The 22,313-nt window shown below is 73.3% G+C and carries 24 protein-coding genes; 18 read left to right on the forward strand and 6 right to left on the reverse strand.

All coding sequences use genetic code 11. The features are described 5' to 3' along the window. Position 1: 1 nt before the first annotated feature. Complete coding sequence (lexA, locus tag ACUYMY_RS06910) at positions 2 to 709, reverse strand: transcriptional repressor LexA (RefSeq protein ID WP_481702867.1); 708 nt, start codon at positions 707 to 709, stop codon at positions 2 to 4. A 348-nt stretch (positions 710 to 1,057) separates the two neighbouring features. On the opposite strand from lexA, the gene ACUYMY_RS06915 reads away from it, so the two are divergent. From ACUYMY_RS06915 to ACUYMY_RS06950, 8 genes are all read left to right on the forward strand, one after another. Further along, complete coding sequence (locus tag ACUYMY_RS06915) at positions 1,058 to 1,420, forward strand: LysM peptidoglycan-binding domain-containing protein (protein WP_481702868.1); 363 nt, start codon at positions 1,058 to 1,060, stop codon at positions 1,418 to 1,420. 59 nt (positions 1,421 to 1,479) lie between these two features. Then, on the forward strand, positions 1,480 to 2,580 hold the full coding sequence (locus ACUYMY_RS06920) for a histidinol-phosphate transaminase (protein WP_481702869.1): 1,101 nt from the start codon (positions 1,480 to 1,482) through the stop codon (positions 2,578 to 2,580). A gap of 98 nt (positions 2,581 to 2,678) precedes the next feature. Beyond that, positions 2,679 to 3,311, forward strand: a complete 633-nt coding sequence (hisB, locus tag ACUYMY_RS06925) for an imidazoleglycerol-phosphate dehydratase HisB (RefSeq protein ID WP_077489223.1) — start codon at positions 2,679 to 2,681, stop codon at positions 3,309 to 3,311. 56 nt (positions 3,312 to 3,367) lie between these two features. Then, positions 3,368 to 4,090, forward strand: coding sequence for an imidazole glycerol phosphate synthase subunit HisH (gene hisH / locus ACUYMY_RS06930; RefSeq protein ID WP_481704990.1), 723 nt, complete (start codon positions 3,368 to 3,370; stop codon positions 4,088 to 4,090). A gap of 11 nt (positions 4,091 to 4,101) precedes the next feature. Next, positions 4,102 to 4,248: a hypothetical protein gene (locus tag ACUYMY_RS06935; RefSeq protein WP_345882941.1), complete on the forward strand. Its 147-nt coding sequence runs from the start codon at positions 4,102 to 4,104 to the stop codon at positions 4,246 to 4,248. Between the two features lie 29 nt (positions 4,249 to 4,277). After that, positions 4,278 to 5,018 (forward strand): bifunctional 1-(5-phosphoribosyl)-5-((5-phosphoribosylamino)methylideneamino)imidazole-4-carboxamide isomerase/phosphoribosylanthranilate isomerase PriA, encoded by a 741-nt coding sequence (gene priA, locus ACUYMY_RS06940; protein WP_481702870.1) that lies wholly within the window; start codon positions 4,278 to 4,280, stop codon positions 5,016 to 5,018. Between the two features lie 2 nt (positions 5,019 to 5,020). Continuing rightward, a complete protein-coding gene (locus ACUYMY_RS06945; protein WP_481702871.1) occupies positions 5,021 to 5,938 on the forward strand; it encodes an SseB family protein in 918 nt (305 codons plus the stop codon). A 54-nt stretch (positions 5,939 to 5,992) separates the two neighbouring features. Next, positions 5,993 to 7,309, forward strand: coding sequence for an MFS transporter (locus tag ACUYMY_RS06950; protein WP_481702872.1), 1,317 nt, complete (start codon positions 5,993 to 5,995; stop codon positions 7,307 to 7,309). An 88-nt stretch (positions 7,310 to 7,397) separates the two neighbouring features. On the opposite strand, the gene ACUYMY_RS06955 is transcribed toward ACUYMY_RS06950, so the two are convergent. Beyond that, positions 7,398 to 7,832, reverse strand: coding sequence for a DUF1844 domain-containing protein (locus ACUYMY_RS06955; protein WP_481702873.1), 435 nt, complete (start codon positions 7,830 to 7,832; stop codon positions 7,398 to 7,400). A gap of 391 nt (positions 7,833 to 8,223) precedes the next feature. Between ACUYMY_RS06955 and infC the strand changes: the two genes are divergently transcribed. The 5 genes from infC (at position 8,224) to ACUYMY_RS06980 (ending at position 12,208) form a co-directional block, all read left to right on the forward strand. Further along, complete coding sequence (gene infC / locus ACUYMY_RS06960) at positions 8,224 to 9,267, forward strand: translation initiation factor IF-3 (RefSeq protein ID WP_481702874.1); 1,044 nt, start codon at positions 8,224 to 8,226, stop codon at positions 9,265 to 9,267. Between the two features lie 167 nt (positions 9,268 to 9,434). Beyond that, positions 9,435 to 9,629 carry a 50S ribosomal protein L35 gene (gene rpmI / locus ACUYMY_RS06965; protein WP_077489229.1) on the forward strand — a complete coding sequence of 65 codons (195 nt, stop codon included), beginning with the start codon at positions 9,435 to 9,437 and terminating at the stop codon, positions 9,627 to 9,629. 101 nt (positions 9,630 to 9,730) lie between these two features. After that, positions 9,731 to 10,114, forward strand: coding sequence for a 50S ribosomal protein L20 (gene rplT / locus ACUYMY_RS06970; RefSeq protein ID WP_481702875.1), 384 nt, complete (start codon positions 9,731 to 9,733; stop codon positions 10,112 to 10,114). Positions 10,115 to 10,245: 131 nt separating this feature from the next. Further along, entirely contained in the window at positions 10,246 to 11,160 is a 915-nt protein-coding gene (locus tag ACUYMY_RS06975) for a TrmH family RNA methyltransferase (protein WP_481704991.1), read from the forward strand. 127 nt (positions 11,161 to 11,287) lie between these two features. Next, positions 11,288 to 12,208 (forward strand): cation diffusion facilitator family transporter, encoded by a 921-nt coding sequence (locus ACUYMY_RS06980; protein ID WP_481702876.1) that lies wholly within the window; start codon positions 11,288 to 11,290, stop codon positions 12,206 to 12,208. 95 nt (positions 12,209 to 12,303) lie between these two features. Here the strand turns inward: ACUYMY_RS06980 and ACUYMY_RS06985 are convergent, their stop codons facing one another. Then, a complete protein-coding gene (locus ACUYMY_RS06985) occupies positions 12,304 to 13,446 on the reverse strand; it encodes an MFS transporter (protein WP_481704992.1) in 1,143 nt (380 codons plus the stop codon). Between the two features lie 492 nt (positions 13,447 to 13,938). Between ACUYMY_RS06985 and ACUYMY_RS06990 the strand changes: the two genes are divergently transcribed. Beyond that, entirely contained in the window at positions 13,939 to 14,313 is a 375-nt protein-coding gene (locus tag ACUYMY_RS06990; RefSeq protein WP_481704993.1) for a (deoxy)nucleoside triphosphate pyrophosphohydrolase, read from the forward strand. A gap of 6 nt (positions 14,314 to 14,319) precedes the next feature. Here ACUYMY_RS06990 and ACUYMY_RS06995 read toward each other — a convergent pair whose 3' ends face one another. From ACUYMY_RS06995 to ACUYMY_RS07005, 3 genes are read right to left on the reverse strand one after another with little or no spacing between them, the layout of a single operon-like run. After that, the gene (locus ACUYMY_RS06995) at positions 14,320 to 15,387 is read right to left on the reverse strand and encodes an Rv2578c family radical SAM protein (protein WP_481702877.1); all 1,068 of its coding nucleotides are present in this window, start codon (positions 15,385 to 15,387) and stop codon (positions 14,320 to 14,322) included. 53 nt (positions 15,388 to 15,440) lie between these two features. Continuing rightward, positions 15,441 to 16,124, reverse strand: coding sequence for an SIMPL domain-containing protein (locus ACUYMY_RS07000; protein ID WP_481702878.1), 684 nt, complete (start codon positions 16,122 to 16,124; stop codon positions 15,441 to 15,443). Next, complete coding sequence (locus tag ACUYMY_RS07005; RefSeq protein ID WP_481702879.1) at positions 16,121 to 16,573, reverse strand: hypothetical protein; 453 nt, start codon at positions 16,571 to 16,573, stop codon at positions 16,121 to 16,123. Before ACUYMY_RS07005 ends, ACUYMY_RS07000 begins: the two co-directional genes overlap by 4 nt. Positions 16,574 to 16,648: 75 nt before the next feature. Between ACUYMY_RS07005 and pheS the strand changes: the two genes are divergently transcribed. Genes pheS through ACUYMY_RS07025 form a run of 4 tightly spaced genes read left to right on the forward strand, consistent with a single transcriptional unit; the run spans position 16,649 to position 22,285 of the window. Further along, on the forward strand, positions 16,649 to 17,698 hold the full coding sequence (pheS, locus tag ACUYMY_RS07010; protein ID WP_481702880.1) for a phenylalanine--tRNA ligase subunit alpha: 1,050 nt from the start codon (positions 16,649 to 16,651) through the stop codon (positions 17,696 to 17,698). Between the two features lie 5 nt (positions 17,699 to 17,703). Further along, positions 17,704 to 20,250, forward strand: coding sequence for a phenylalanine--tRNA ligase subunit beta (pheT, locus tag ACUYMY_RS07015; protein WP_481702881.1), 2,547 nt, complete (start codon positions 17,704 to 17,706; stop codon positions 20,248 to 20,250). Positions 20,251 to 20,255: 5 nt separating this feature from the next. Further along, complete coding sequence (locus ACUYMY_RS07020; RefSeq protein ID WP_481702882.1) at positions 20,256 to 21,134, forward strand: 4'-phosphopantetheinyl transferase family protein; 879 nt, start codon at positions 20,256 to 20,258, stop codon at positions 21,132 to 21,134. Then, entirely contained in the window at positions 21,077 to 22,285 is a 1,209-nt protein-coding gene (locus tag ACUYMY_RS07025) for an IS30 family transposase (protein WP_481702883.1), read from the forward strand. Before ACUYMY_RS07020 ends, ACUYMY_RS07025 begins: the two co-directional genes overlap by 58 nt. Positions 22,286 to 22,313 lie beyond the last annotated feature (28 nt).

The raw sequence follows: 22,313 nt of genomic DNA on the forward strand, positions 1-22,313 counted from the left end.
ATCAGACGGAGCGCAGGACCGAGACGACCTTGCCCATGACCGTGGCGTGGTCGCCGAGGATCGGCTCGTAGCGCGTGTTCTGCGGCAGCAGCCACGTGTGCCCGTCCCGCTGGCGGAAGGTCTTGACCGTGGCCTCGTCGTCGAGGAGGGCCGCGACGATGTCGCCGTTCTCGGCGCTGCCCTGACGGCGGACGACGACCCAGTCGCCGTCGCAGATGGCGGCGTCGATCATCGAGTCGCCCTTGACACGCAGCATGAAGAGCTCGCCATACCCCACGAGCTGGCGGGGGAGGGGCATGACGTCCTCGACGACCTGGTCGGCGAGGATGGGGCCGCCCGCGGCGATCCGGCCGACGAGCGGGACCATCGCGGTGTCCGCGGCCCCGGCCATCTCCTCGACCGGGACACCGTCCACGCCGCGCAGCCCGGCCGGGACCTCGCCGGCCATGCTGAGCTCGCCCTCGTCGAGCGTGAGCGGCATGAGGACCTCCATCGCGCGGGGCCGCTTCGGGTCGCGGCGCAGGTAGCCCAGCTTCTCGAGCTGGGTGAGCTGGTGGGTCACGCTGGACAGGCTCGCGAGGCCCACCGTGTCCCCGATCTCGCGCATGGACGGCGGGTACCCGACGTGCTGGACGGAACGCTGGATTGTCTCGAGGATCCTCTTCTGGCGCGCCGTGAGCCCCTTGGCCGCCTTCGTCCGTGGTGCCATCCGTCCTGCCTCCCTGATCGCCGCCCGCGCGCTGCGCCACGGCCTCTTCCACCCGTCCGGCGCCGGGTCCGCCGAGAACTGTCGGACCCCCTCGGCACGATGCAATCAGATGCAGTGTTCCCGCCGGGAGGGCGGCAGCTGGGCGGAGGCCCGGTGCTCCTCCCACCGTAGGCCACGAGGCCGAGCCTTTCAAACATGTGTTCGACCGAGTCTGGACAGGATTCGACGGCACCTGCTAAGAAAGGTCCATCACGTTCGAAGATCCGTTCGAAAAGCTGTGTTCGAGCATCGGGATCCTGTTCTCCTGGCGGGGGGCAGGCGCGGGCCGGACGCAGGGGAAGGCAGACCATGGCACACGCGATCCCGCCCGTCGCCCGCCACCACGAGGCCGCTCGGCCGCCCCGGCTGCGGCTCACCCGCCGGGGCCGCATCGTCCTCATCGTCATCCCGCTGAGCCTGCTCGCCCTCGCCGTCCTCGCCCTGTGGGCGGCGCTCATGGCCCCAGCGCATGCCAGCGACGAGCAACTGGCCGGCCCGGGCCAGGCGGTGACCGTCACCGTCCGGCCCGGCGAGTCCCTCTGGACGATCGCAGCCCGGACGGCCCCGGGCCAGGACCCGCGGGTCACGATCGGCCAGATCCGCGAGCTCAACGACCTCGGCGGCTCTCGGGTCGTGCCCGGCGAGCAGCTCCTCGTCCCGGTCGCCGGCTGAGCCCTGGAGGCCCCGGTCATGAATGCGGCCGGCCCGCGGAGCTGGCGTAGGCTGGACCGGTGGACGACCAGCTCGAACGTTTGAACCGCCTGCCCCTGCGCGACGACCTCCGCGGCCAGCACCCGTACGGGGCGCCCCAGATCGACGTTCCCATCCAGCTCAACGTCAACGAGAACACGTACGGGGTCCCGGCCGACGTCCAGGAGGCGATCGTCGAGGCCGTCCGCGAGGTCGCCGGCGGCCTCAACCGCTACCCGGACCGGGAGTTCACGCAGCTCCGCGAGGCCCTGGCCGAGTACCTCGGCCACGGGCTCGGCCCCGACCGCGTCTGGGCCGCGAACGGCTCGAACGAGGTCCTCCAGCAGCTCCTCCAGGCGTTCGGGGGCCCGGGCCGCTCCGTCCTGAGCTTCCCCCCGACGTACTCGATGTACCCGCTCCTGGCGAGCGGGACCGGCACGGCGTACATCAAGGGCGAGCGCCAGGCCGACTTCGGCCTCAGCGCCGAGGCTGCCGCCCGGCAGGTCCGCGAGCACGCCCCGAGCATCGTCATCCTGTGCTCGCCGAACAATCCCACCGGGACCGCGCTCGGGCTCGACGTCGTCGAGGAGGTGTACGCCGCGGGCGAAGGGAGCCAGACAGTCGTGATCGTCGACGAGGCCTACGCCGAGTTCGCCCAGGCCGGCACGCGCTCCGCGCTGACGCTCCTCGAGGACCGCCCGCGCCTCATCGTCACGCGCACCATGAGCAAGGCCTTCGCCCTCGCGGGCGCCCGCCTCGGCTACCTCGCCGCGGCGCCCGAGGTCATCGACGCCCTCCGGCTCGTCCGCCTCCCGTACCACCTCTCGGCCGTCACGCAGGCCACGGCGCTGGCCGCGCTGCGGCACCGCGGCTCGCTCATGGCCGAGGTCGAGGCGATCAAGGGCCAGCGCGACAGGATCGTCGCGGAGCTCACCCGGCTGGGCCTGCGCCCCGCGGCGTCGGACTCGAACTTCGTCTTCGTCTCGGGCTTCGCCGATCCGCGCCGCGTCTGGGAGGGCCTCCTGGAGGCCGGCATCATCGTCCGTGACGTCGGCATCCCCGGCAGCCTGCGCATCACCGCGGGGACCGAGTCGGAGACGAGCGCGTTCCTGACCCGGCTCGAGGAGCTCCTCGCCGAATAGGGCGGTCGAGTGCACGAGCCAGCGGCCCGGGCGGGGCGGGCACGCCGCCACGCCTAGAATGGGGGAAGACCCCCTCATCCAGTGAAGGACGTATACCCATGAGCATCGAGCTGCAGACCGCCCTGCCCGCGCAGCGGACGGCGCGGATGGAGCGCACGACGAGCGAGTCGTCGGTTCTCGTCGAGCTGGACCTCGACGGCACCGGCCGCTCCGACATCTCCAGCAGCGTCCCGTTCTACGACCACATGCTCACGGCCCTGTCCAAGCACTCGCTCATTGACCTCACGGTCAAGGCCACGGGCGACACCCACATCGACGTGCACCACACGGTCGAGGACATCGCCATCACCTTCGGCGAGGTGCTCAAGCAGGCCCTCGGCTCCAAGGCGGGCATCCGGCGCTTCGGCGAGGCCACGGTGCCGCTCGACGAGGCGCTCGCGCACGCCGTCGTCGACGTCTCCGGCCGCCCCTACCTCGTCCACGGCGGAGAGCCCGCGGGCCAGGAGTACCACCTCATCGGCGGGCACTTCACCGGCTCGCTCACGCGGCACGTGTTCGAGGCGATCACCCTGCACGCCGGCATCTGCCTGCACATGAACGTCCTCGCCGGCCGGGACCCGCACCACATCGTCGAGGCCCAGTTCAAGGCCTTCGCCCGCGCCCTGCGCGCCGCGGTCGAGCCGGACCCCCGCATCGGCGACGCGATCCCGTCCACGAAGGGGGCCCTGTGAGCACCGGTCCCGCCGACGACTCGCTGCCCGCGGCGCCCGTCGACGCGCCCGGCGGGATCGTCGTCGACCCGCACACCCTCGGCGGCCCGGCCCCGGACCCCGAGGGCCGCCCGACCGTCGTCGTGCTCGACTACGGCTCCGGCAACGTCCGCTCCGCCGTGCGCGCCCTCGAGCGGGCGGGCGCGGCGGTCACGCTGAGCTCGAAGGCCGAGGACGCGCTCAACGCCGACGGCCTTGTCGTCCCCGGCGTCGGCGCGTTCGCGACCGTCATGGAGGAGCTCAAGGCCGTCGACGGGCTGCGGATCATCGGCCGCCGCGTCGCCGGCGGGCGCCCGGTCCTGGCCATCTGCGTCGGGCTCCAGATCATGTTCGAGCGCGGCATCGAGCACGGCGTCGAGGCCGAGGGCCTCGGCGAGTGGCCCGGCACCGTCGAGCTGCTCCCCGCCCGGGTCGTCCCGCACATGGGCTGGAACACCGTCTCGGTGCCCGAGGGGTCGAAGCTCTTCGCGGGCGTCGAGGACGAGCGCTTCTACTTCGTGCACTCCTACGGCGTGCAGACGTGGGACTTCGAGGTCGCCCAGCCGAAGATGGCGCCGCCGCTCGTGACGTGGAGCGAGCACGGCGCGCGGTTCATCGCCGCCGTCGAGAACGGCCCGCTGTGCGCCACCCAGTTCCACCCGGAGAAGTCCGGCGACGCCGGGGCGCGGCTCCTGCGCAACTGGGTCCACTCCCTGCGCACCCACCCCGCGCCGCAGGCCGCCGGCCAGGCGGCCTCCTAGAGATGTGGTCCGTGCTGCTGTTCGGCCTCGCCGGACTGCTCGTGGGCGGCGTGGTGTCCTTCCGGCGCCAGGGCCTGCCCCCGTGGACCTGGATCAGCTTCGGCGTGCTCGCCGCCGCGGCGCTCGTCGCCGCCTACCTGCTGACGCTGCCCGCGTGAGGCAGCACCGACCCGAGAGGGAGAACACCATGACTGCTGGGGAGTCCGTCCTCGAGCTGCTGCCCGCCGTCGACGTCGTGGACGGCCAGGCCGTCCGCCTGGTCCAGGGCGAGGCCGGGAGCGAGACCAACTACGGCTCGCCGCTCGACGCGGCGCTCGCGTGGCAGGAGGCCGGCGCCGAGTGGGTCCACCTCGTGGACCTCGATGCCGCCTTCGGCCGCGGGGACAACCGCGCCCTGCTCGCCGAGGTCGTCGACAGCCTCTCGCTCAAGGTCGAGCTCTCGGGCGGGCTGCGGGACGACGCCTCCCTCGAGGCCGCCCTCGACCTCGGCGTCGCCCGCGTCAACCTCGGCACCGCCGCGCTCGAGAACCCCGAGTGGACGGCCCGTGCGATCGCCCGCCACGGCGACCGGATCGCCGTCGGCCTCGACGTGCGCGGCACGACCCTCGCCTCCCGCGGCTGGACGCAGGAGGCCGGCAACCTCTGGGAGGCGCTCGCACGGCTCGACGACGCCGGCTGCGCGCGCTACGTCGTGACCGACGTGACCAAGGACGGCACCCTGCGCGGGCCCAACCTCGGGCTCCTGACGCAGATCTGCGACCGTACCGACCGCCCCGTCGTGGCCTCGGGCGGCATCTCGAGCCTCGAGGACCTGCGCGCGCTGCGCGAGCTCGTCCCGCTCGGCGTCGAGGGCGCGATCGTGGGCAAGGCGCTCTACGCCGGCCAGTTCACGCTCCCCGAGGCGCTGGACGTCGCCGGGCGCCGCTGAGCATGGCGCACGACGGCGCCCCCCGGCCCGGGGATAACAGGCACGGGGACAACAGGCACGGGCAGAAGCAGAGGCACCTGCCGGGGCACATCGCCGCCGCTCTGGCCAGGGCCGGCTCCGGCACGGACTCCGCGGGACAGCCCTGGGCCGGCCGCGACCTCGCGGGGGAGGGCAACCCCCTGCACCAGTTCGACGACGACAACGGCCTCGTCGACGCCGGGGTAGCCGCAGCGCTGGCCGCGCTCGTGGCGGGCGAGGGCGACGAGGCCGGCGTCCACCGCGCGCTCGCCTCCGCCCGCGTCTTCGTGGCCGTCGTCGCCTCTCTGGCCGAGGGCGGCCTCGGCGAGCACGGCTTCGCCGAGGACAAGGAGGCGGACATGGCGCTCGTGACGCTCACCGCCCCCGACGGTCGGAAGGCCCTCCCGGCCTTCACGAGCGTCGAGCGGCTGGCCGCGTGGCACCCCGAGGCACGACCGGTGGCCGTCTACGCCCCCCGGGCCGCGCTCTCCGCCGTCTCGGAGGGCGCCGAGCTGCTCGTGCTCGACCCCGGGGCCGAGCTCACCTTCGTGCTGCGCCGCCCCGCCGTCTGGGCGCTCGCGCAGCAGCGGCCGTGGACACCGTCGTACGCCGACCCCGAGCTCGTCGCCGAGGTCGGGCGAGCCGTCGAGGGCCTCGCGCCCGTGCGCGGCGTGGAGATCTCCGCCGGCGCCGGCGTGGCCTCGCGGGACGCCGCCGGCAGGGTCCTCGCCGGCGGCGGGCCCGGCCCCGAGCTGCGGCTGACCCTCGCCCTCGCGCCCGGTTTGCCATCGGAGACGGTGCGTGAGACCGTGGCAGAGCTCCACGGCCGACTCGCCGGTAGCAAGCGCTTCGCGGAGGCCGTCGACTCGCTCGAGGTCAAGCTCCGCCCGGCGCAGGACTGATCCGCCCCCGGCTCCCGCGCCGCAGGGCGGGGAGCGACTCACGCAGGGGGAGAGATGGACTTCGGGCAGTACGGCCGGCTGTGGCGCACGCCCCGGATCAGGCAGCTGCTGCTCGTGGCGATGGTCGCGCGCCTGCCCCACTCGGCCGCCGGCGTCCTCCTGACCCTGCATGTCGTCTCGACCCTCGGCCTGGGCTTCGCCGCCGCGGGCGCGGCCGCCGCCCTCCTGACGATCGGGATCGCCGTGGGCGCCCCGTGGCGCGGCCGCCGCGTCGACACGGCCGGGCTCCGCAAGGCGCTGATCCCCTCCGTCGTGGCCGAGGCCGCCGTCTGGGGCGTCGCGCCGCACTTGAACTACCCGTGGCTCCTCGTCGCCGCGTTCGCCGGCGGGCTGTTCGCGCTCCCCGTCTTCTCGGTCGTGCGGCAGTCCCTCGGCGTCATGACCCAGGGCGCCCAGCGCCGGAGCGCCTTCGCCCTCGACTCGATCTGCACCGAGGTCACCTTCATGGTCGGCCCGGCCGCCGCCGCGCTCGCGGCCCAGGCCTCGAGCGTGTGGGGGCTCACCGCCGTCGGGGCCGCGGGCGCCCTCGCCGGCCTCGCGCTCATGTGGTTCGACCCGCCCACCCGCTCGGGCCAGCCCGGCGCCGCGGACCCTGCCCGGGACGTGGACGCCGATCTCGCCTCGAGCCTCGAGTCCGCCGAGGAGCCCGCCCCCGCCGAGGTCGCGGCGGGCCAGGCCGACGGCGCCTCGGGCCTGGCACGGCTCGTGCGCCGCGCGCGCGGCAGCGCCGGGACGGGCTGGATGGGGATCGCCGTCGGCGTCGTCATGGCCGTCGCCGCGGGCGCCGGCATGGTCCTCTCGGGCACCGACGTGGCCATCGTCGCGCTCCTGCGCGGGCACGGGGAGAGCCCCTCGCTCGGCGTCGTGTTCTTCTTCTGGTGCCTCGCCTCGCTCGTCGGCGGGATCGTCTACGGGGCGATGCGCCGCCGGGTCCCGCCCATCGTGCTGCTGCTCGTCATGAGCCTGCTGACGATCCCGATGGGCTTCGCCCACGACACCGTCACGCTCTCCCTCCTCGCAATCCTCCCGGGGCTCGTGTGCGCCCCGACCCTCTCGGCCGCCTCAGAGCGCGTCGCGGAGCTGGTCCCGGAGGAGCGCCGCGGCGAGGCGATGGGCTGGTACGGCTCCGCCCTCACCGCCGGGACCGCCGTCGGCTCCCCGCTCACCGGTGCGATGGTCGACGCGCTCGGGCCCTGGGCCGGCTTCGCCGGGATCGGCGCCGCCGGCGCGCTCACCTGCGTCGCGGGCCTCGCCGTGCAGTCCGCGCGTCGGAGCCGCGTCGCGACCGGGCCGGTGAGCCGGAGCGCCTGAGCCGGGGCACCTGAGCCGGGCACAGGAACGGCGCACGACGGCGGGTGCGTGCCCGCCGTCGTGCGCCGTGGGTATGCGCGGGGATCCGTCAGTTGACGGGGCCCGTGTACTTCTCTCCCGGGCCCTTGCCCGGCTCGTCGGGGATGACGGAGGCCTCGCGGAAGGCGAGCTGGAGCGAGCGGAGCCCGTCGCGCAGCGGCCCGGCGTGCTGGGAGCCGATCTCCGGCGCCGCGGCGGTGACGAGGCCCGCGAGGGCCGTGATGAGCTTGCGCGCCTCGTCGAGGTCCTTGAGCCCGTCCGCCTCCGGGCCCTCCGCGAGGCCGACCTTCACGGCGGCTGCGCTCATGAGGTGCACTGCGGTGGTCGTGATGACCTCGACGGCGGCGACCTCGGCGATGTCGCGCACCTGCGCGCTCACGTCCGGGGCGCCGGCCCCCGCTGGCGCGGGGGCGGAGTCGAAGCTGTGGCGGTGCTCGCCGTCGGCGGCCGTGCCTGACGGGGGATTCGGGGTGGTGCTGCTCATGCTGCTAAGCTTGGCACAGACCGACTGGATGTCGTTATTTCTGTGTTTCCAGCGGTGGACGCCCCCCGACAGCATGCCAGGCCTGATGCCGTGTGCCGTTACGGGCATTCGTGCGTTCACCCTGTACACTTGACAGACAGTTTGCAAGCGGAGATCTCTCCCACCTGTCGGCGTCCGGGCCCAGCCCGGGAGAGCTGCCGGGTACTCAGGTTGGCCGGAGCGGCACATGTGTGGCTCCGCGCGTCGCGTCCCTGCGGGGGCGCGCTCCTTCCGAGGCCTCCGATTGCACCGGCAATCGGGGGCCTTCCTTGTTGCCGGGGAACGTCTTGACACGTACAGGAGCTTGAACATTAGCGATCCACGCATCAATGAGCGAATCCGCGTCCCTGAAGTGCGCCTTGTCGGTCCGGCAGGGGAGCAGGTCGGCATCGTCCGCATCGAGGATGCGCTGCGCCTGGCCGCGGAATCAGACCTTGATCTCGTTGAGGTAGCACCCCAGGCGAAGCCCCCGGTGTGCAAGCTGATGGACTTCGGCAAGTACAAGTACGAGGCGGCGGTCAAGGCCCGTGAGGCGCGCAAGAACCAGACCAACACGGTCCTGAAGGAGATCCGCTTCCGCCTCAAGATCGACAAGCACGACTACGAGACGAAGACGGGCCATGCCCTCCGCTTCCTCGGTGCGGGCGACAAGGTCAAGGCCATGATCCAGTTCCGCGGCCGCGAGCAGCAGCGCCCCGAGATGGGCATCCGCCTGCTCCAGCGCTTCGCCGAGGACGTGGCCGAGGTCGGCGCCGTCGAGTCTGCCCCACGGATCGACGGCCGCAACATGGTCATGGTGATCGGCCCGCTCAAGAACAAGGCGGAGGCCAAGGCCGAGGCCCGGCGCCAGGCCCAGCGCGCCGCGGACAAGGCGAAGGCCGAGGCCGCGAAGGCTGCGGGCGTGACCGCCGAGCAGGCGCCGATGACGCAGTCGCTCGGGGACGCGATCCCGGCCGAGTTCCTCGCCGCCGCCGCGGCCTACCAGGAGGCTCAGGCGGAGGCTTCCGCCGAGGCACCCGCAGTCGAGGAGGCAGCTGAGGCTCCCGAGACCGAGGCGCCCGCCGAGGCTCCGGCTGAGGCACCCGCCCCTGCTGCCGAGGAGGCTCCCGCCCCTGCTGCCGAGGAGGCTCCGGCCGCCGAGGCTGCCGAGGCTCCCGAGGAGCCGGCCCAGCCGCAGCCCGCGGAGGAGCCCAAGCAGGCGGAGGAGCCCAAGCCGACGCCCGCCCCGGCCCCGGCCCCCGCGCCGTCGGCCGCGCGTCCTTCGGCGCCCAAGCCGGGCGCGCCGAAGCCCGCGGCACCCAAGCCCGGTGCACCCCGCCCGTCGGCGGCCGCACCGAAGCCCTCCGCGCCCAAGCCGTCGGCCCCGCGGCCGTCGGGTGGACGCCGGGGCAACTAGTCCGACACGGCCGCTGCCGCGGGAACTCCGGTTCCCGCGGCGGTCAGGCCAGTCCACCGCCGCCGGCGCAGGCCGGGGGCGGGCAGCAACCAGTCGGCCCGTGCGAGCGGGCCGCCAGAGAGAGCCGCGGCCCCCCGGGCCGCGGGAACGTTAGGAGATCGGTTCCCATGCCGAAGATGAAGACCCACAGCGGCGCCAAGAAGCGCTTCAAGCTGACCGGTTCTGGCAAGCTCAAGCGCCAGCAGGCCAACCGCCGCCACTACCTCGAGCACAAGCCCACGACCCTGACCCGCCGCCTGGCCGCGGACAAGATCGTCTTCCCGGGCGACGCCAAGGTCATCAAGCGGATGCTCGGCATCTGATTTCTTCCCACTCACCGGCCCTCTGACGGGCCACCACAGCCATCCCGGTCGGGCGCGCGGCGCCCGGGTCACTGGGAGAGATCTTTCGAAGGAGTACGCACGTGGCACGTGTGAAGCGGGCGGTCAACGCCCACAAGAAGCGCCGTACGATCCTGGACCGCGCGTCCGGCTACCGGGGTCAGCGCTCGCGCCTGTACCGCAAGGCCAAGGAGCAGCTGCTGCACTCGTTTGTGTACAGCTACCAGGACCGCCACAAGAAGAAGGGCGACTTCCGCCGCCTCTGGATCCAGCGCATCAACGCTGCGTCCCGCGCCAACGGCCTGACCTACAACCGCCTCATCCAGGGCCTCAAGGCCGCCGAGGTCGAGGTTGACCGCCGCATGCTCGCCGAGCTCGCCGTCTCGGACGCCACCGCGTTTTCGGCCCTGGTCGAGGTCGCCAAGAACGCCCTCCCGGCCGACGTCAACGCGCCCGCCAAGGCGTAGTAGCCGTCCGCGCGCCTCGTGTGCGCCGCCACTTTCCGGGACGCCCGTGCAGCAGCGCTGCGCGGGCGTCCTGCCGTCTGAGCCCGTCCCGCCCTGCCGACTAGAGTTGGTCCGTGACACCGAGCGAGACCATGACCAACCCCCGCGCCGACCGCGTGCGCGACGTCGCCAAGCTCGCGGGACGCTCCGCGCGCACCCGCCGCCGCCAGTTCCTCGCGGAGGGGCCCCAGACGGTGCGCGAGGCTCTCCGCCTCGACGCCGCACGGCGGGAGGCGGGCGCCGAGCCCGTCGTGGACGAGCTCTACGCGAGCGACGCCTGCCTCGAGCGCCACCCGGAGATCTCCGCACTCGCCGAGGCCACCGGCCGCCTGCGCCGAGCGGACGACGCCGTCCTCGCCGCCATGGCGGACACCGTGAACCCGCAGGGGATCGTGGCCGTGTGCCGGATGCTCGACGTCCCGCTCGAGGACGTCCTGGCCCGCCGTCCCCGCCTCCTCGCGGCGATGTGCCGCGTGCAGGACCCGGGCAACGCGGGCACGATCCTGCGCGCCGCGGACTCCGCCGGCGCCGACGCCGTCGTCCTGACCGCCTCGAGCGTGGACATCTACAACCCCAAGGCCGTGCGCAGCACTGCAGGCTCGCTCTTCCACGTCCCCGTCGTGCTCGGGATCGAGGCGGAGGAGCTCGCCGCCGCCGCCCGTGCCGCGGGGCTCGGGATCCTCGCGGCCGACGGCGGGGGACCGCTCGACCTCGACGCCCTCCAGGACGAGTCGGCCGCCCGCCGCACAACTAGCCCGGCCGGCAGCCCCGCCGCCGGCCCCGCCGGCGCTCACGGCGCGGGCACCGCCGCGGACGGCGCCTACCGGCTCGAGGACCCCACGGTGTGGCTCTTCGGCAACGAGGCGCAGGGCCTCGACGACGCCGAGAAGGCCCTCGCGGACCACCGTGTCGCCGTCCCGCTCTACGGCGCCGCCGAGAGCCTCAACGTGGGCACCGCCGCGACCGTCTGCCTCTACGCGAGCGCCCGGAGCCAACGCCGCCCCTGAGCCACGGCCCACCGGCCCGCGGGGCCGCGAGCCGAGCGGTTCGGCCGGGGCGGCGAGCGGGTAGGTTGGTACCGATCACAGACCACGGCGCCCGCAGCGGGGCGCCCCTGCGGGGAAGGCACAGACCATGGCTGCTGGCGGAGGAACCAAGGCCGTCGTCGCGGCGCTTGTCGCAAACCTGTCCATCGCGGTGATGAAGTTCATCGCGTTCATCCTCACCGCATCGTCCTCGATGCTGGCCGAGTCCATCCACTCGGTCGCCGACTCCGGCAACCAGATCCTCCTGCTCGTCGGGGGGAGGCGCGCCAGGAAGCAGGCCAGCCCCGAGCACCCGTTCGGGTACGGGCGCCAGCGCTACATCTACGCGTTCATCGTCTCGATCGTCCTGTTCAGCGTCGGCGGCCTCTTCGCCCTCTACGAGGCGTGGGAGAAGTTCCAGCACCCGCACGCCATCGAGGGCGTGTGGTGGTGGGTGCCGGTCGCGGTGCTCGTCGGGGCGATCATCGCCGAGATCTTCTCCTTCCGCACGGCCATCATCGAGTCCAACCACGTCCGCGGCTCGCAGTCGTGGGTCGCGTTCGTGCGCAACGCCAAGCAGCCCGAGCTCCCGGTGATCCTGCTCGAGGACCTCGGCGCCCTCCTGGGCCTCGTCTTCGCGCTCTTCGGCGTCTCGATGACGCTCGTGACGGGCGACGGCGTGTGGGACGCGGCGGGCACCGCGATGATCGGCCTCCTGCTCGTCGTGATCGCCGCGATCCTCGCCGTCGAGACGAGCTCGCTCCTGCTCGGCGAGTCCGCCGCGGCGGGGGACATCGCCCGCATCGAGTCCGCGATCCAGTCCGACGGCACGCGCATCATCCACCTGCGCACGATGCACCTGGGCCCCGAGGAGCTCCTCGTCGGCGCCAAGATCAGCATCGCGCCCGGCGCGAGCGGAGCCGAGATCGCGCGGTCCATCGACGACACCGAGGCCCGCATCCGCGCCGAGGTCCCGAGCGCCCGGGTCATCTACCTCGAGCCGGACATCCACCGGGACGCAAGCGTGTAGCAGCCGGGCTGCTCACGGGACCAGACGCACGACGGCGGCCGCCCACCCGGGCGGCCGCCGTCGTCGTCCATGCGGTGGCGCGGAGGGCGCCCCTGTCAGCCGACGGGGTAGCGGCGCTCGAGCCGGCCGCCGACGAGCATGATGCCGAGGCCCAGGACGGCGAGCACGGCGCCGACGTAGGCCGGCGCGGTGAACCCCCAGCCGGCAGCGATGACGACGCCGCCGAGGAAGGCACCGAGCGCGTTGGCGACGTTGAGCGCGGAGTGGCTCAGCGACGTCGCGAGGGTCGCGGCGCCGGGCGCGGAGTCGAGTAGGCGGGACTGGAGGGCGGGGATGAGGACCGAGCCCGAGCCGCCGACCACGAACGCCATGGCGAGGGCGGCCGGCCACCACGGCGCCGCGAGGCCGTAGACGACCATGACGACGGCGACGGCGGCGAGGGCCTTGTAGATGGTGCCCAGGACGGAGCGGTCCGCGAGCCGGCCGCCGACCATGTTGCCCACGACCATGCCGAGGCCGTAGAGGGCCACGACGAGCGGGATGGACGCCTCGGGAAGCCCGGCCACGAACGTCATCGTGTGGGCGATGTACGTGTAGGTCGCGAAGAACCCGCCGAACCCGACGACGCCGACGGCGAGGGCGAACCAGAGCTGGACCCGGCGCAGTGCAGAGAGCTCGCGCCGGATGCTCGCCTCGGGGTGGGCCGGCTCGAACGGGACGAACGCGGCGATCATCGCCACCGTCGCGGCGGCGATGACCGCCGTGGCCACGAACAGGAGGCGCCAGCCGAAGGCCTGGCCGATCCAGGTCGCGGCGGGCACGCCGAGGACGTTCGCGATGGTGAGACCCGACATGACCGTCGCGATGGCCCAGCCGCGCTTCGTGGGGGCCACGAGCGAGGCCGCGATGACAGCTGCGGTGCCGAAGTACGCGCCGTGCGGGAGGCCAGCGGCGAAGCGCGAGGCCATCATCGCGCCGTAGTCGGCGGCGGCGAACGAGACGAGGTTGGCCACCGCATAGAACCCCATGAGGCCCAGGGCGAGCGACTTGCGGGGGAGCCTCGCCCCGACCGCTGCGAGCACGGGGGCGCCGACGACGACGCCGAGGGCGTAGGCGGAGATGAGCTGGCCCGCCTCGGGGGTGCCGATCGTGAGGCCGCGCTCGATCTCCTTGAGCAGGCCCATCGTGGCGAACTCGACGGTGCCGATCGCGAAGCCTCCCAGGCCCAGGGCGAGCATGGCCCAGAACAGCGGCCTCGGGGCGAGGAGCCTCTGACTCGGGGCCTTGAGGCGGCTGGGGCCGACGGCGCTGCTGCCTGCGGCGGCGGGGACGGTTTGGGCAGGCGTGGTCACGGTGGGTTCGGGGGTTGGCACGGTGGCGTTCCTCGGGATCTGCTGGGAGGGTGTCTGGGCGCGGCGCCGGTGGCAGGCGCGCCGGGGCGAGGATCGCCGTCGGCCCTCATGCTGTGACAACCCTACGGGAGGCGAGGTCATTCCCGGGAGGTGACCCCGCATCGGTGGGACGTGACCCCGCATCGCTGGGAGGTGACCCGCATCGTGGGTGGCGGGGAGGCCGGATCGCGGTCTGCCTAGACTGGTGCGGTGCAGAACCTGACACCGGCCGATGGGACACTCGCCGAGGGAAGAGCCGCAGACGCCGCACGGCCAGAGCAGGGGGCCGCGGTCGTGCAGGTCGTGGGCGGCGCACTCGTCGACTCGCTCGCTCGCCCCATGCGGCTGCTGGCCGCGCGCCGGACGGCGCCGCCCGCGTTCGCGGGCCTGTGGGAGTTTCCCGGCGGCAAGGTCGAGCCGGGGGAGGAGCCGGCGTCGGCCCTGCACCGGGAGCTGCGCGAGGAGCTCGGCGTCGCCGTGGAGCTCGGCGACGAGGTCCCCGGCCCCACCGCCCAGGGGTGGCCGCTCAACGGGCGCGCCGCGATGCGCGTGTGGCTCGCCGAGGTCGTCGACGGCACGCCCGAGGCGCTCGAGGACCACGACGAGCTGCGCTGGGTCGCGCTCGGTCCCGACGCCCTGACGTCCCTGCCCTGGATCCCGGCCGACTTCCCGATCGTCGACGCTCTCCTGCGCCAGGTGTCCCGGGACACGTAGCCGGAATCAGAACAGGGTCTCCTGGGCAGCTTCGGCGGCCGGGGCGGGATGCTCCGACGCTGCCCCCGCCGCCTGCATCCCCGGCTGGCGGTGCCCGAAGCCCTCGTTCCGGCCGAAGCCGTGCCGCGCCTTGGCGGCCGCGACCCGCTTGCCGAGCCACGTGCGGTACTCCGCCGACGCGTAGGTCCCGGAGCCATAGAGCCGCCGGTACCGGCCCACGAGGCGCGGATGGGTCCTGGCCAGCCAGCCCAGGAACCACTCCTTCGTGCCGGGGCGCAGGTGGAGCGCGCCGGCCGTGACGCCCGTCGCGCCCGCCGCGGCGAGGGCGGCCATGAGCGCGTCGAGCTGCTCCTCGGAGTCGGTGAGCCACGGCAGGATCGGCATCGCCATGACCCCGCACGGCAGCCCCGCCTCGCGCAGCCGGGAGATGAGACGCAGCCGCGCTGCGGGCGCGGGCGTGCCCGGCTCGAGGGAGGCCTGCAGCTCATGGTCGAGCAGCCCGAGCGAGATGCCCGTGCCGATGGGCACTTGGGTCCCGGCCGATTTCAGCAGCGGGATGTCCCGGGCCAGGAGCGTTCCCTTCGTGAGGATCGAGAACGGCGTCCCGGAGTCGGCGAGGGCGCGGATGATTCCGGGCATGAGAGCGTAGCGGCCCTCGGCGCGTTGGTACGGGTCCGTGTTGGTGCCGAGCGCGACATGCTCCCGCCCCCACGAGGGGCGGGAGACCTCGGCGGCGAGGACCTCGGCGACGTTGACCTTGACCACGAGCTGGCTGTCGAAGTCCAGCCCCGCGTCGAGGTCGAGGTAGGTGTGGGTCTTGCGGGCGAAGCAGTACACGCACGCGTGGCTGCATCCGCGGTAGGGGTTGATGGTCCAGCGGAACGGCATGGAGGACGCCGGCGGGACCTTGTTGAGCGCCGATTTTGCGGCGACCTCATGGAAGGTGATGCCGTGGAACTCCGGCGTCCTGACCGAGCGCAGCGCGCCCGCAAGGGGAAGCAGGGGCGGCTGGGCCGGCAGGCCGCCGTCTGCCCCGGGGAGGGGCTCGGCGACCGTCTGCGTGTTCCATCGCATGTCCAGTATTCGAATCTATCTTCGAATGCCTGTCAAGCCTCCACGCCGCAGACTCAGTCCACGAGCTCCCAGGTCACCGTCACCGTCGCCGAGACCTCCGTCATGCCCGCCTCCACAGGCATGGCCTCGGCGGACGCCGCGAGCGTGACCTGGCGCAGCGGGATCGGCCCGCCCGGCGAAGGCGGGGCCGTGTCGATGGTCATGACGGCCCCGAGGCGCCGCCCGGCGAGCCGCGCGAGGCGATCGGCGGTGCCGAGCGCGTCCCGCCACGCGGCGTCGTGCGCCGCGGCGAGGGCCGCGGCCGGGTCGGAGGGCTCGAGCGTGAGCCCATGGATCATCAGGTCATTGCCGCCAGCGGCGACCAGGGCATCCAGCAGCCCGCCGACGGCGTTCAGGTCGCGGACCGTCACGGTCATCGCCGTCGTCGCGACGTAGCCGACAACGTGCGGGCCCTTCCCCTCCTGCCAGGCCGTCTCGCTCCGCACGCCGAGCCCGGTGGTCGCGAGATCCTGGTGGGCCACTCCCACGGCCAGGGCCGCGTCGACGAGGGCCCGCACCGACGCCGAGGCCCGGCCGAACGCGTGGCCGAGCCGCGCCGAGCGGGACTCCGTGCCCACCCGCACGACGGCGATGTCCGGCACCGCCTGGGCCGTCCCGGTGCCGAGGGCGGTCACCGCGCCGCCCGGGCCGCCCGGCGTCGTCTGCTCGGGGGAGGCCGTGCCGTGGGTCTCGTTCATGGTTCTCCTTGCGCTCGACGGCGGGCCCGGGGCCGGCCTGGCCCGCGGACCGCGGGGGCGTACCCGCCGGCGTCGAGGCCGGCGTGGCGTTCGAAGGGGTTCCGCGAGCCCGGATTGCCCGCGCGGGCCAGTGAGTAGGCGGCGGCCGCGGCGTAGAGCGGCAGGAACGGAAGGCCCAGGCACGCGGCATACTGCGTGGCATGCCGCGCCTCGTGCCCGAACAGCGCGGGGCGGTCGAGGAGGCTGCGCGCGCTCCCGCGGGTGAAGACGACGTTGCCGACGACGAACGCGGCCGCCGCCGGCAGACTCGGCCGGTAGCCCTCGGCGATGAAGAGCCCCTCGGGGCCGCGCCGCAGGCGCGTGCGGGAGCCAGCCGCGAGCGCGAGGCCGAGCGGCGTCGAGAGGTTCAGGGTGTTGAGCACGGCCCGTGCCCGGCTCCCGAGGCGCACAGGGGCATCGTAGCCGTGAACTAGACTTGACGGGTGCCCGAGACAACACCGCCTTCCACCGAGTCTGAGGTTCCTGTGACCGCCCAGAGTGTCCCCGATCCCGTCGACGAGGCCGCCGTGGCCGACGCCGTCGAGCGCGCCGTCGCGGCCATCGCCGCCGCCGGGGACCTCGAGGGGCTCAAGGCCGCCCGCATCGCGCACACGGGGGAGAAGTCCCCCCTCGCCCTGGCCAACCGCGCCATCGGCTCGCTGCCGAAGGAGTCCAAGGCCGCGGCCGGCAAGATCGTCGGCGGCGCCCGCGGGCGCGTCAACAAGGCCATCGCCGAGCGCCAGGCCGTCCTCGAGGCCGAGAACGACGCCCGCATCCTCGTCGAGGAGACGGTCGACGTCACGGCGGCCCCGCGCCGCCGTCGTGCGGGCGCCCGGCACCCGCTCTCGACCCTCCAGGACCGCGTGAGTGACATCTTCGTGGGCATGGGCTGGGAGATCGCCGAGGGCCCCGAGGTCGAGTCCGAGTGGTTCAACTTCGACGCGCTCAACTTCAAGCCCGACCACCCGGCGCGCGAGATGCAGGACACGTTCTTCGTCGAGCCGCCCGAGGCCCACCTGCTCCTGCGCACGCACACATCGCCCGTGCAGGTGCGCTCGATGCTCGAGCGCGAGCTGCCGATCTACGTCCTGTGCCCGGGCAAGGTGTTCCGCACCGACGAGCTCGACGCGACGCACACCCCGGTGTTCCACCAGTTCGAGGGCCTCGCGATCGACAAGGGCCTGTCCATGGCGGACCTGCGCGGCACCCTGGAGCACTTCGCGCGGCAGATGTTCGGCGAGGAGGCCCAGATCCGCCTCCGCCCCAACTACTTCCCGTTCACGGAGCCGAGCGCCGAGCTCGACATCTGGCACCCGGGCGCCAAGGGCGGCCCGCGCTGGATCGAGTGGGGCGGCTGCGGCATGGTCAACCCGAACGTCCTGCGCGCATCGGGCATCGACCCCGAGGAGTACTCGGGCTTCGCGTTCGGCATGGGCATCGAGCGCACGCTCATGTTCCGCAACGAGGTCGCCGACATGCACGACATGATCGAGGGCGACGTCCGCTTCAGCGAGCACTTCGGGATGGAGATCTAGTCACAATGCGAATCCCCCTTTCGTGGCTGCGCGAGTACACGCAGCTCCCCTCCGGCGCGACCGCCGAGGACCTCATGGCCGACCTCGTGAGGGTGGGCCTCGAGGAGGAGGACGTTCACCGCCCTGCCGAGTCCATCAAGGGCCCGATCGTCGTCGGCCAGGTCCTGAGCCTGGTCAAGGAGCCGCAGAGCAACGGCAAGACCATCAACTGGTGCCAGGTCCGCGTCGTCCCGGAGGGCCAGGAGCAGACCCTCACGGGCAAGGGCATCGACCCCTCCGGCGTCCAGGGCATCGTGTGCGGGGCGCACAACTTCGTCGAGGGGGACAAGGTCGTCGTGACCCTCCCCGGCGCGACCCTCCCGGGCGACTTCCACATCGCCGCCCGCAAGACCTACGGGCACGTGTCCGCCGGCATGATCGCCTCGGCCCGCGAGCTCGGCATCGGCGAGGACCACGACGGCATCATCGTCCTGTCCCGCCTCGGCCTCGACCCCGAGATCGGCACGGACGCCCTCGCCCTCTTCGGCCTGGACGACGAGGCCGCCGAGGTCAACGTGACCCCGGACCGCAGCTACTGCTTCTCCATCCGCGGGATCGCCCGCGAGTACTCGCTCTCGACCGGGACCCCGTTCACCGACCCGGCCACCCTCGTGACGGCGCCGTCCACGCTCGAGGGGGGCTACGGCGTCGTGCTTCAGGACGATGCACCGATCTACGGCGTGCCCGGCTGCACGCGCTTCGTCGCGCGCACGGTGCGCGGCGTCGACCCCACGCGGCCCACGCCGCAGTGGATGGTCTCGCGCCTGCGCCTCGCCGGCGTGCGCTCCATCTCGCTGCCGGTGGACATCTCGAACTACGTCATGTTCGAGCTCGGCCAGCCGACGCACTGCTACGACCTCGCGAAGCTCGACGGCGACATCGTCGTCCGCCGCGCGGCCGCGGGCGAGACCCTCGAGACCCTCGACGGGAAGGTCCGCACCCTCGACCCGGAGGACCTGCTCATCACCGACGCCTCGGGACCGATCGGCATCGCCGGCGTCATGGGCGGGGCCTCGACCGAGTGCTCGGACACGACAACGGACATCCTCGTCGAGGCCGCGCATTTCGACCCGGTCGGGATCGCCCGCTCGCGCCGCCGCCACAAGCTTCCGTCCGAGGCCTCGAAGCGCTTCGAGCGCGGCGTCGACTGGCACGTCGCGTCCGTCGCGGCGCAGCGCGTCGTCGACCTCCTCGTCGAGCTCGGCGGCGGCACGGCCGACGGCGCCGGCACCGACGTGGGCACCGCGCCCGCGCCGGTGCGCATCCACCTTCCGTCTGGCTTCATCGCGGAGCGCATCGGCATGGAGTTCAGCGAGGAGCTCATCGTCCGCACGCTCGGCGAGCTCGGCGCGGACGTGCAGCCGGAGGAGGGCGGCCTCCTCGTCACGGCCCCGACGTGGCGCAACGACCTCGAGACCAAGGAGGACCTCTCGGAGGAGGTCGCCCGGCTCGTCGGCTACGACAAGATCCCCGCGACCCTCCCTGTCGCGCCCCCGGGCCGCGGCTACACGCGCGCCCAGCAGCAGCGCCGCCGGCTCGTCCAGGCCCTCGCCGACGCGGGGCTGACCGAGGTGCTCGCGTACCCGTTCGTCTCGAAGGCCGCGAACGAGACCTTCGGCACGCCCGAGGCGGGGGCGCCGCGCCCCGCCGTCAAGCTCGCGAACCCGCTGAGCGAGGAGCACGGCTGGCTGCGCACGTCGATCCTGCCGGGGCTCATCGACACCGCCAAGCGCAACCATGGCCGCGGCTTCCGCGACCTGGCCCTCTTCGAGGCCGGCCTCGTCTTCCTCCCGCAGGACGGCGCGCTCGGGACTGCCTCGATCCCGCCTCTCGGGGTGCGCCCCGAGGAGGACGTCCTCGACGCGCTCTACGACGGCCTCCCGCACCAGCCGCTGCATATCGGCGCGGTGCTCACGGGCAAGGACTCGCCCGAGGCGCCGAACCACGCGCCGCGGGCCTGGGACTGGGCCGACGCTATCGACATCGCCCGGCTCGCCGGGGACGTGCTCGGCGTCGAGGTCGTGGTCTCGCAGGGCGCGCACCAGGCCTTCCACCCGGGCCGCGCGGCGCAGCTGTCCCTGCGCACGGGCGAGACGGTCGGCTACGCCGGCGAGCTGCACCCAAAGCTGCTTGCCGAGCTGGACATGCCGGCCCGGTCGGTGGCCGTGGAGCTCGACGCTGACGCGCTGTTCGCCGCGGCGGCCGATGTCGTCGTCGCCAAGCACATCTCGACCTTCCCGCTCGCGACCCAGGACGTCGCGCTCGTGGTCGACGCCGGGGTCCCCGCCGACGCCGTCAAGGACGCCCTGCGCGAGGGCGCGGGCGAGCTCCTCGAGGACGTGAGCCTCTTCGACGTCTACACGGGCCCGGGCATCGACGAGGGCAAGAAGTCCCTCGCGTTCGGCCTCCGCTTCCGCGCCGCGGACCGCACCCTGACCGCCGACGAGGCCTCCGAGGCCCGGGCCGGTGCCGTCGCGCTCGCGGCCGAGCGGTTCGGCGCCGTCCAGCGCTAGCAGCCGTGATCCTGCGGGCAGTGCCGCTCGGTGACCCCGGGTCGGCGCTGCCCGCTGGCGTCTGCACCCCCGGCGAGCTCGAGCGCGCCCGCGCGATCCTCGACCCGGCCCGGCGGCACGCCTTCCTGGCCGGCCGCCTCGCGCTGCGTGCCCTCGTCGCGGAGGCGCTCGGCGTGGACCCCGCGCGCCTGCGCCCGGCCTACGCGTGCCCCGAGTGCGGCCCGGGGGAGCACGGCGCGCCTGGCTTCACGTTGTGTGGCGGGGAGCCCGACGACGGCGGGCTGCCGGGCCGGGCGGGCGACGGCCAGGCGTGCCCGGGCGTTCACGTCGCCGCGAGCATGTCCCGGGCGGGCGGCTGGGCCCTCCTGGCCACCGAGGTGGGGTCCTGTGGCGTCGAGGTGGGGTCCTCGAACGCCGAGGTGGGGGCCTGTGGCGTCGAGGTGGGGGCTTCAGGCGTGGGTGTCGACCTCGCTCTCGTCGCAGATATCCGCCGAGCCATCCCCGACGCGGCCTTCTCACCGGCCGAGCGCTGTCGTGTTTCGACGGCCGCGGATCCGGTGGGGGAGGCCGCCAGGCTGTGGGCGCGCAAGGAAGCCCTGGTCAAGGCCCTCGGCACAGGGCTCCGCACGGATCCGACTTCTGTCGACGCCCTGGCCGATCCGCGCATCATCGACCTCGATAGTGAGTCGCTCGGCCTCCCGCCCGGGTACGTCGCCGCCGTCGCCCGCGTGACCCCGCAACGCAGGGAGGTGACCCCGCATCGCAGGGAGGTGACCGGCGGATTCATACGGTCGGTGCAACGTTCTTCGTCTGAGAGGGGTTGCCGGTGCCGGGTGGTCGGGTTGTGGAGCGGTGGGAGATTGATGGGTTCTTCGCGGCGCTGAGGCTGGGCGCTTCGATTTCCGAGGCTGCGCGTGTCGTGGGGCGTCCTCGCACGACGGTGAACAGGTGGGTGCGAGTCTTTGGCCCCATGGAGATCGTCAAGGGATCGGATACTGGCCCGGTCGGTGCGCCGTTCGCCGATGAGGGTGCGGGGAAGGGCCGGCTGAGGTTCGAGGATCGGGTGGTGATCATGCTGCGCCTGCGCGACGGGCGCGGCTGCGCCGAGATCGGACGGGAGTTGGGGCGGGACAGGACGACGGTGTGGCGGGAGGTGAAGCGCAACGGGGGCAGGGAGGTGTATCAGGCCGACGCGGCGCACATCCGCGCCTGCCAGGGCCTGGCCCGGCCCAAGCCCTCGAAGCTGGAGCATGAGCCGCTGCGGGAGTTCGTCGAGGAGGCGATGGACGAGGGCTGGTCGCCGATGCTGATCTCGCTGGTCCTACCGGTCTTCTTCCCCGACGATGGGAGGATGCGCATCAGCCACGAGACCGTCTACCGGCACGTGTTCGAGGCGGTCTACGTCCAGGGCAGGGGGCACCTGCGCCAGGACCTCTACCAGTGCCTGAGCACGGGCCGGGCCCGCCGGGTCACCGACGGGCGCGGGCAGGGCGGGCGGAACGCCTCCCCGTACAAGGACGCGCTGAAGATCTCCGAACGCCCGGCCGAGGCCCAGGACCGGGCCGTGGCCGGGCACTGGGAGGCCGACCTGATCCTCTCCGGGGGCGGCTCGAACGCCGCGATCGGAACCCTCGTGGAGCGCTCGAGCCGCTACACGATCCTGCTGCACCTGCCCGACGGGCACACCTCGGAACACGTCGAGAACGCCATCGTGGCCGCGATGCGCGAGCTGCCGGCGGACCTGCGGCGGACCCTGACCTACGACCGCGGCTCCGAGATGGCCCGCTACCGGCAGATCGAGATGGCCCTGGACCTGCAGGTCTACTTCTGCGACCCGCACTCGCCCTGGCAGCGCGGGACCAACGAGAACACCAACCGGCTCCTGCGCCACTGGTTCAAGAAGGCCTCCGACCTCTCCGTGCACACCGCCGACGACCTCAAGCGCATCCAGGACAGCCTCAACAACCGCCCCCGCCCCACGCTGGACCTCCACACCCCACACCAACGCATGAAGGAACTCCTCACCGCAGCCTGAGGCGTTGCACCGTTCCCTTGACTTCGCA

Source organism: Sinomonas sp. T428B (genome assembly GCF_056780155.1).

Bases quoted from the DNA above. Each gene is read 5' to 3' on its own strand.
- lexA (WP_481702867.1), bottom strand. From the start codon at position 709: ATGGCACCACGGACGAAGGCGGCCAAGGGGCTCACGGCGCGCCAGAAG.
- ACUYMY_RS06915 (WP_481702868.1), top strand. From the start codon at position 1,058: ATGGCACACGCGATCCCGCCCGTCGCCCGCCACCACGAGGCCGCTCGG.
- hisB (WP_077489223.1), top strand. From the start codon at position 2,679: ATGAGCATCGAGCTGCAGACCGCCCTGCCCGCGCAGCGGACGGCGCGG.
- priA (WP_481702870.1), top strand. From the start codon at position 4,278: ATGACTGCTGGGGAGTCCGTCCTCGAGCTGCTGCCCGCCGTCGACGTC.
- ACUYMY_RS06945 (WP_481702871.1), top strand. From the start codon at position 5,021: ATGGCGCACGACGGCGCCCCCCGGCCCGGGGATAACAGGCACGGGGAC.
- ACUYMY_RS06950 (WP_481702872.1), top strand. From the start codon at position 5,993: ATGGACTTCGGGCAGTACGGCCGGCTGTGGCGCACGCCCCGGATCAGG.
- ACUYMY_RS06955 (WP_481702873.1), bottom strand. From the start codon at position 7,832: ATGAGCAGCACCACCCCGAATCCCCCGTCAGGCACGGCCGCCGACGGC.
- rpmI (WP_077489229.1), top strand. From the start codon at position 9,435: ATGCCGAAGATGAAGACCCACAGCGGCGCCAAGAAGCGCTTCAAGCTG.
- ACUYMY_RS06975 (WP_481704991.1), top strand. From the start codon at position 10,246: ATGACCAACCCCCGCGCCGACCGCGTGCGCGACGTCGCCAAGCTCGCG.
- ACUYMY_RS06980 (WP_481702876.1), top strand. From the start codon at position 11,288: ATGGCTGCTGGCGGAGGAACCAAGGCCGTCGTCGCGGCGCTTGTCGCA.
- ACUYMY_RS06985 (WP_481704992.1), bottom strand. From the start codon at position 13,446: ATGCTCGCCCTGGGCCTGGGAGGCTTCGCGATCGGCACCGTCGAGTTC.
- ACUYMY_RS06990 (WP_481704993.1), top strand. From the start codon at position 13,939: ATGCGGCTGCTGGCCGCGCGCCGGACGGCGCCGCCCGCGTTCGCGGGC.
- ACUYMY_RS06995 (WP_481702877.1), bottom strand. From the start codon at position 15,387: ATGCGATGGAACACGCAGACGGTCGCCGAGCCCCTCCCCGGGGCAGAC.
- ACUYMY_RS07000 (WP_481702878.1), bottom strand. From the start codon at position 16,124: ATGAACGAGACCCACGGCACGGCCTCCCCCGAGCAGACGACGCCGGGC.
- pheT (WP_481702881.1), top strand. From the start codon at position 17,704: ATGCGAATCCCCCTTTCGTGGCTGCGCGAGTACACGCAGCTCCCCTCC.